Raw genomic sequence first — 8,528 nt, 5'->3', positions numbered from 1 at the left:
ATTCTCCGCATACAGCTACCCGGACATACGCTGCCACCCGTGCCGTACCCCCGCGCCCTTAGGGCCTCTCGTTTGGATCACGCCGGGCTCGCGAGCCCTGGCACCGCGCCTCGCCGCGTTGTCGTCGGTCGCCCACGCTCCGCGTGGGCTCCCTCCTCCGCCTCGCGATCCACGGCACCGGACCCCGCTCCCTCATCCGGCCTGATCCAAACGAAAGACCCTGGGCCCTGTCGGCACCCCGTGTCCGAGGGAGTACCCGCACAGTGTTGTTAGAACGCGAATCCGCCCTCGCCCATGCCGCTGCCGCCCTGCGCCGCGCCGAGGGCGGACAGGGTTCGCTGCTGGTGGTCCGGGGCCCGCTGGGCATGGGCCGTTCGACGTTCCTGGAGTCCCTGGCGGACCTCGGCCGCTCTCAGGCGTTCGTCCTCCTGAGAGCCCAGGCGTCCGTCACCGAGGAGCGGTTCCGGCTCGGCGTGGTCAGGCAGTTGGTGGATTCGCTGCGCGCGGTGGTGCCGCCCGACGACATGGCCCGCTGGCTGCGGAGGGCGGATGCCTCGCTGTCCGGCGCCCGATCGCGTACGGGCCGGGCGCACGGCACGCTCACGGCGGCCCCTCCGTGGTCCGAACTCGGCCGGCAGCAGGCAAGCCGCTGGCTGGCGATGCTTCTCTGCGCCATGTCGGACGACCGGCCGGTCGTCCTCATGGTGGACGACCTCCAATGGGCGGACGCCGAGTCCCTGCGGGCACTCACCCTGTCGCTGGCGCGTCGCGCGCGTCAGCGCATCCTCTTCGTGTTCTCCGTACTGCCCGGCGACGTGCGCGGCGCCCGACAGCTCGTGGCCGACCTGCTCGTCCCGCAGCGCAGCGGGGCCGAACCGGGGTGCGGGGGCGGTCGGCCCGAATCCGGGGACGGGATGTCCGACCGGACGCTGGAACTCGCGCCGCTCGGTCTCAACAGCGTGCGTGTGCTGGTGGAGAAGGCTCTCGGCTCCGCGACGGACTCGGTGTTCGTGGACACTGTCGCGGCGCGCTCGGGCGGCAACCCGCTGCTGCTGCGGGCGGTGCTGGACGAGGCCCAGTACCTGAGACTGCGTCCGACGGCGACGGACGCCGTCATCGCGGCGACCCTGCGCCCCGAGCGCGTACGCCAGCGTCTCGACGCGTTCCTGCGGTCCCAGCCCGACCATGTGCGGCGGACCGCCTACGCGCTCACCCTGCTCGGCTCGGCGGCGGACGAACAGTTCGTGGCCCGGCTCGCCGAGCTGGACGACCACGGGCGGGCGCAGGCCGTCGACGTGCTGCGGCTCGCCGGTTTCATGGATCCGGACTCCTACCGGCTCGCGTCGGGGTCGGTGCTGCGGGACCTGCTGGAAGAGAACATGCCCGCCCAGGAGCGCACCGCCATGCGCGGGATGACGGCCGAGCTGCTGCACCGTACCGGCCGCCGGGCCGAACTCGCCGCGGAGCAGTTGATGGCGGTGATGACCCTGCGCGGCCCCAGAGCGGTTCAGATTCTGCGTACCGCCGCGGACAGCGCGATGCGCCGCGGCTCGTCCCGGGACGCGGCACGCTATCTGCGGCCCGCCCTGCTCGATTCGTCGGTCTCGGGGGACGACAGGGCACGGCTGCTCGTCGATCTCGCCACCGCCGAGCGCGGCTTCGCGACGGCCGCCTCGCTGCGGCACGTCGTGGAGGCCGTGCCGCTGCTGGGATCGGTGCGGGAGCGGGCCGACACGATGCTGCTGCTGGGACCGCTCCAGATGGACCCACCGGCCTTTCGCGTCGATGTCATCCGGGCCTCCATCGCCGACGAACTGCGCCGCTCCGGCTCCGGGGACTCGGCGGAACGCGAGCTGGCGCTACGTCTGGAGGCGCGCGAGCACGTGCTGTCGGCGCAGGACCCCGCGCACATCCAGCGGGCGCTGCGGCGCCTTCACGACCTCGGGCCCTCCCCCCGGCTGGCCACCACGGGCGAACGGGAGTTGGTGACCTCGCTGATGCACATCGCGTTCGTCGCGGGCGCCGTTCCCGCGCATCAGCTGGGGAGTCTGTGCGCACGTATTCTGGAGCGGGAGCCGTCCGCACCCGATCACGTCCACACCACCGTGCCGTTGGCCGTGAACATCCTGGCCGGCGCGGAGCGGACGGAGGGCACGGCGAGCTGGCTGCGTGAGGCGAACCGGCAGGCCCAGCGCCGCGGTGGTGATGTGGAACAGGCCGTCATCTGCTGCGAACAGGCCCTGGTCGCCCTCGCCGACGGGCACCTGGCCACGGCCCAGGAGAAGATCATCCAAGTGGACGCTCTCGCGGGTCCGGAATCGAGCGATCTGCCCACCGTCTGCGCGGCGATCCTCTCGATCGTCGCGATGCACACCGACGAGCCCGAGCTGGCGGAGCAGCTTCTCATCCAGCACCGGCTGCACGCCGAGAACCAGCACCTGGCCGCGCTCCTGGACATGGCACGCGGCACGCTCGCGGCCCGGCACGGCGACCCGCGTACGGCGCTGGAGCACTACCGCTCGGCCGGTCGGCGTGCCGAGCAGATCGGCTGGCTGAATCCGGTCGTCCTGCCGTGGTCGTCCCCCGCCGCCCTCATGCACCACCGTCTGGGCGAGCACGAAGAGGCCCTGACGGCGGCCCGGTTGGAGCTGGAGAGATCCCGGGCATGGGGGTCTCCCACGGTTCTGGGCCGGTCTTTGGTCACCCTCGGCCGGGTCACCACCGGGCACCGGGGCCCCACGTTGCTCGAAGAAGCCGTCGCCGTTCTGGAAAAGGGCGTTAACAGTTACGAACTGTGCCGGGGCCTGTACGCGCTGGGTACTCATCCCGCGGCGCGACGGAAGCAAAGAGCTGACGCCCTCAAACGGGCACACGATCTGGCGAACGAGCTGGATATCCACGCGCTGGCCAAGAGAATCGGGGGCAAACAGACCGAGACCACAGGCGAATCGGATACCCGAGGCAACAAACTGACCCCGTCCGAACGGAAAGTCTCGCGCCTGGCCGCCGCAGGTCTCAGCAACTCGGCCATCGCGCAACACCTCGGAACGTCGTCGCGCATGGTGGAGAAACACCTGACGAACTCCTACCGAAAACTCGGAATTTCGGGACGTCCGGGACTGGCCACCGCCCTCAAGAGGGCAGACGCCGAGAGGTGAGCCCGATTCGGGCAGCAAACAGGCATCGCAGACGTGGAAATGGTCATACCTCCGCTCCGGTCTCCACCCGCGCAGAGCGACGGCACCGAACACGACACGCGCCGGAACGCGCATGGAAATCACGCGTTCACAGAACGCCACGCACCGGCCCGTCGGAACGGCCGTCACCTGGCAGTCGGCGAGCCGTGCGCTCAACTCGCCACCACCGAACCACCGAACCACAGTGTTTTGGAGCCACGCAAAAGTTCGCTTGACCGGTCTCTAGGCATATCCCTAGGCTCAATCACGGTTGATCAGATACGCACAGAATGCGGAAGCAGACGATCTCTTGACCCTCATGCGTAGCGATCGCGTCATATCAGATTTGCCTTCGGGCAGTAAACTCCCCACATCTGAATACAGAAAGACGGTGCGTCGCAGTGACCACGCGAATAACCGGTTCCTGGAACAACAGGGACAGAGCGGCGGCCCCGCGCCCCTCTTCCGAGCTTCACCGTATCCAGCCGGACGGGCGCCAACGGCCGGAGACCAGCCGTCGCCTCTACACGGCACATATGGGTACCGACATGCACATCGTGGCGGCGGAGCCTGACTTCTCCCGCCAGTTCGGCAGGACCTCCGCCGACACGTGCGGCCGGAGTCTGTACGACCTTCTGCACCCCAGCTCTCCCTCGGTGCTCAGCCGGCACTTCAACCGACTGTCGGAAGGACGCTGCAACCGCTTCGCCGAGCGCATGGTCGGCCTCGGTGACGAGGGCCGGGCCTTTTCCGGAGAGCTGACCGGTATCGCCGTAAAAAACACCACCGGACTGCTGGCCGGCATCGTCGTGCAGGTCAGGCCGGACACGGCGGCTCCCGACACGGACTCGGAGGAGGGAGTCCACAACCCTGGTGAGAAGCTTCTCAGCAAGCTCGATGCACAGGTCCTGGAGGGCGTCGCCAGCGGCGCTTCCACCGTGCAGCTCGCCGCTCGGCTCTACCTCAGCCGACAGGGCGTCGAGTATCACGTCGGCCTCATGTTGCGGAAATTAAAGGCACCGAACCGGGCCGCTCTCGTGGCCCGTGCCCACTCGATGGGCATGTTGACCGTAGGCCAATGGCCCCCGCGCGTTCTGCCCGATTTCATCAAGTGACGGCTTTTCCCCCTCATACCTGACGCCTCGTGTACCGGCCCGGCTCGCCGGGCGGCGAGGCAGGAGCGGATACATCGGAGGTCGGCGGCCCCACCCCTCGACGGGTGGGGCCGCCGACTCGTTCCGGGCGCCGACACCCGCTCCCGGTGGGGGCGTTGTCGCCGCGGACCGGCCCGCGGGCCGGTCCGCGGCGACACGTCCCGTGGCTACTGCTCCAACTCGCGGCTGATGAGGTCGAACAGCTCCTCGTCACTCGCGCCGTCCAACTGCTCACCCAGCGAGGGTCCGGCCGCCTCGGGCACCGCGCCGGCGGGCTCGATCTCGCTCAGCAGGGTCCGCAGCCGGGCGCCGAGCAGCGTCCGGGCGTCCTGGTCAGGATCCGCTTTCATGAGACGGGCGATGCCGGTCTCCAGATCCGCCAGCATGGCCGCCACCGTCTCGCCGCCTCCGGACAGTTCGGCGTCCAGGTACTGCGCCAGGGCGATCGGTGTGGGGTGGTCGAACACCAGGGTGGCGGGCAGCGCCAGAGCTGTGTCCTCGGCGAGCGTACTGCGCAGCTCCACAGCGGTCAACGAGTCGAATCCCATGTCACGGAAGGCCCGTTCCGCGGTCACCGCCGTGGTGTCACCATGCCCCAGGGCCTTGGCCGCGGCACGCCGTACGTGGTCGAGCAGGGCATCGGAGCGCCCCTGGGGGGAGAGTGAGGCGATGCGCCCGACCAGGGCGCGGGCGCCGGAGGTATCCGACGGTGTGTCAGACTCCGTCCCGCTCCTGGTCGCGCGGTCCAGCTCCGCCAGCAGGGGGCTGTGACGGCGGCTCGTGAACGCGGGAACGAAGCTCTCCCACTTCACATCGGCCACCACGACCGAGCCACCGGCGCTCTCCAGCGCCGACCCCAGAGCGGCCAGCGCCCGCGCCGGATCCATCACCCGCAGCCCGCGCCGCTCCAGCTCCACGGCGCCCTCGCCCGATACCATTCCGCCGCCCGCCCAGGGGCCCCAGCCGACCGACACGCCCGCGAGACCACGGTCACCGCGCGACTCCACCACGGCGTCGGCCCACGCATTGGCCGCCGCGTAGGCGCCCTGTCCCCCGCTCCCCCACACTCCGGCGATCGACGAGAACACCACGAACGCGGTGAGGTCCAGGTCCCGCGTCAGCTCGTCCAGGTGCACCGTGCCCCACGCCTTCGCCCCGATCACCTCAGAGACATGGGCGGCGTCGATCTCGTCGAGGGGCCTGTGGTCGGGCACGCCCGCGACATGGGCGATCCCGTCGACGTGGTGAGCTTCGAGCAGTGCGGCGACCTGGGCTCGTTCGGCGACGTCGCACGCGACCACATCGACGCGTTCCGCGCCGGCCGCCGTCAGCCGGTCCACCGTACCGGCCAGTCCGGGGGTGTCCGGGCCGCTTCTGCTCGCGAGGACGAGTTCCCGCGTCCCGCGCGTGACGAACCACTCGGCGACCCGGGCCCCGAGGGCGCCGGTTCCTCCGGTGACGAGGAGCCGACGCGGAGCCGGACGGTGGAGGCCGCCCGAAGCCGCCGGGTCCGTGGTGGACAGCGGCGCGGGACGCAGCCGACGACCGTGGACCGACCGGCCGTGCACGGCGACCTGGTCCTCGTCTCCGTGAGCCAGCACCGCGGCGACGCGGGCCAGTTCCACGTCGCCGGGCTCCGTCGCGACATCGATGAGTCCGCCCCAGCGGTCCGGGTGCTCCAGAGCGGCCACCCGGCCCAGTCCCCATATCGCCGCCTGCGCGGGATCACCGGGGGCGCGGCCGGGACCGAACCCGGCCCGGGTGACAGCCCACAGCGGCGCCGTCACTCCCGCGTCGCCGAGTGCCTGGATCACCGTCGTGGTGTCGACGACCACGCCGCTGTCAGGACCGGAGACGACGGGGCCGGAGACAACGGGGCCGGAGTCCTGGCCGGTGAGGGAGAGGCAGGACAGCACACCGGCAGGCTCGGCTCCGTCGGCCGCCGACTCCAGCAGCGCGGCGAGCCGCTTCCTGTCCTTCGCGTCGCAGGTGAGCCGCTCCAGCCGGGGGACGAATCTCTCCAGCCCGGCGAGAGGGACGGCGCCGGGCTGTTGCAGCAGCAGCCAGCGCCCGCTCGGAGCCGTCTCGGCCGGTATCTCCACCGGCTCCCACTCCACCCGGTAGCGCCAGCCGTCGGTCTCGGCGCGCTCCACCCGCTCGCGACGGAGTTCCGTCAGCCGCGGGATGACGGTGTCGAGCGTCTCCTGAGGCAGGCCCAGTGTGTCCGCCAGGTGCCGCGGCCCCTGTTCCATCATCGTCCAGAAGGACGCGTCACCGGCCGAGACGGGCGTTCGCCCCGCTGCCTCCCGGTGTGCGGTCACCGTGGGCCAGAGGCGGGTGCGCTGGAAGGCGTAGGTGGGCAGGCCGACCGTCCCGCCGCCGTCGTGGTCGCCGAGGACCGTGGTCCAGTCGACCTCCGCGCCGCCGACGTGCAGTGCCGCCATCGCGCGGAGCGCGGCCGACGGCTCGTCCCCGTCCTTGCGGAGCGTCGCCACGAACAGCGCGTCGTCCAGAGTCCGCGCGACACACTCCTGTGCCAGCGCCGTGAGGGTGCCGTCCGGGCCGATCTCCACGAACCGGGTCACCCCCTCCTCGACCAGCGCGCCCACGCCGTCGGCGAAGCGCACGGCCTCGCGCACATGCCGCACCCAGTAGTCCGCCGACGCCAACTCCTCCCCCACCGCCGCTCGGCCGGTCACGTTCGACACCATCGCAATCGACGGGGCTCCGTAGACCAGTTCCTCCGCCACCGACCGGAACTCGGCGAGCATCGGCTCCATCAGCGGCGAGTGGAAGGCGTGGCTCACGCGCAGAGCCGTCACCTTGCGGCCCAGACCACGGAAGTGTGTCACCACCTCCTCAACCGCCGCCGCCTCCCCCGACACGACCACCGAACCGGGACCGTTCACGGCCGCGACACCCACCCGGGCCGCGTCCAGAAGAGGCAGCACCTCCTCCTCACCGGCCTGCAACGCCGCCATCACTCCCCCTTCGGGGAGTGCCCGCATCAACCGGCCCCGCGCCACGACCAGACGGCAGGCGTCCGCCAGCGACCACACCCCCGCCACGTACGCGGCGGCGATCTCCCCGACCGAATGCCCCATCACCACATCGGGGCGTACTCCGAACGACTCCACCAGACGGAACAGCGCGACCTCGACGGCGAACAGCGCGGGCTGTGCCCACTGCGTGCTCTCCAGCCGCTCAGCCCCGCCCTCGCCGTCCGCGCCGAACACCACCTCACGCAACTCCCCACCCACCAGGGCACAGACCTCGTCAAAGGCGTCCGCGAACACCGGAAACGCCTCGTACAGTCCACGCCCCATACCGATCCGCTGCGCACCCTGCCCCGAGAACAGGAACGCGGTCCTGCCCCCATCACGGCTCTCGCCCAGGACCGTGCGGAGTCCCGGCTCACCCAGGGACAGGCTCCTGAGTTCCTCGGCCAGCTCCTGGCGGGTGGCCGCGAGCACGACGGCCCGGTGTTCGAAGGTGGAACGGGTCGTGACCAGCGCACGAGCCATACGGGCGGAGAACGGGCCGGCCGGATCCTCGACCGCCGCGAGCAGGCGCTCGGCCTGGGCGCGCAGGGCCGTCTCGCCGCGGCCGCTGACCAGCCAGGGCAGTAGCGCCGTGTCGGCCGGCGGCGAGATCTCCCCGCCGGACGACACGGGCGTCTGTTCCTCCGGCGCCTGTTCCAGGATGACGTGTGCGTTGGTGCCGCTGAGCCCGAACGAGGACACTCCCGCACGCCGCGGACGCTCAGCCGCCGAAGGCCACTCCCGCGCCTGTGTCAGCAGCTCCACCCCGCCGACCGACCAGTCCACGTGGGACGACGGCTCGTCGACGTGCAACGTCGCGGGCAGCACACCGTGCCGCAGCGCCTCCACCATCTTGATCACACCCGCCACACCGGCAGCCGCCTGCGTGTGGCCGATGTTCGACTTCACCGACCCCAACCACAACGGACTGCCGTCCGCACGCCCCTGCCCGTACGTCGCCAGCAACGCCTCGGCCTCGATGGGGTCGCCGAGCTTCGTGCCGGTGCCGTGTGCCTCCACCGCGTCCACATCCGCCGCCGAGAGACCCGCCGCCGCCAGCGCGGCACGGATCACCCGCTGCTGCGAAGGGCCGTTCGGCGCGGTGAGACCGTTCGACGCGCCGTCCTGGTTCACGGCCGAACCCGCGACCACCGCCA

3 protein-coding genes are annotated in these 8,528 nt (G+C 71.0%); 2 read left to right on the top strand and 1 reads right to left on the bottom strand.

The features are described from left to right. Nucleotides 1-263: 263 nt before the first annotated feature. A complete protein-coding gene (locus tag DVH02_RS30660; protein WP_158575960.1) occupies nt 264-3,158 on the top strand; it encodes a helix-turn-helix transcriptional regulator in 2,895 nt (964 codons plus the stop codon). Nucleotides 3,159-3,712: 554 nt separating this feature from the next. Then, a complete protein-coding gene (locus tag DVH02_RS30655) occupies nt 3,713-4,291 on the top strand; it encodes a LuxR C-terminal-related transcriptional regulator (RefSeq protein ID WP_199566476.1) in 579 nt (192 codons plus the stop codon). 206 nt (nt 4,292-4,497) lie between these two features. On the opposite strand, the gene DVH02_RS30650 is transcribed toward DVH02_RS30655, so the two are convergent. Continuing rightward, nucleotides 4,498-8,528, bottom strand: a 4,031-nt coding sequence (locus DVH02_RS30650) for an SDR family NAD(P)-dependent oxidoreductase (protein ID WP_114627112.1), incomplete at its 5' end; no start/stop codon positions are given.

This window comes from Streptomyces corynorhini (assembly GCF_003346515.1).
GTDB lineage: Bacteria > Actinomycetota > Actinomycetes > Streptomycetales > Streptomycetaceae > Streptomyces > Streptomyces corynorhini.
Note: the sequence above shows the minus strand (reverse complement) of the source record. Positions and strands in the feature narration are given on the sequence as shown.

Bases quoted from the DNA above. Each gene is read 5' to 3' on its own strand.
- DVH02_RS30655 (WP_199566476.1), top strand. From the start codon at position 3,713: ATGGGTACCGACATGCACATCGTGGCGGCGGAGCCTGACTTCTCCCGC.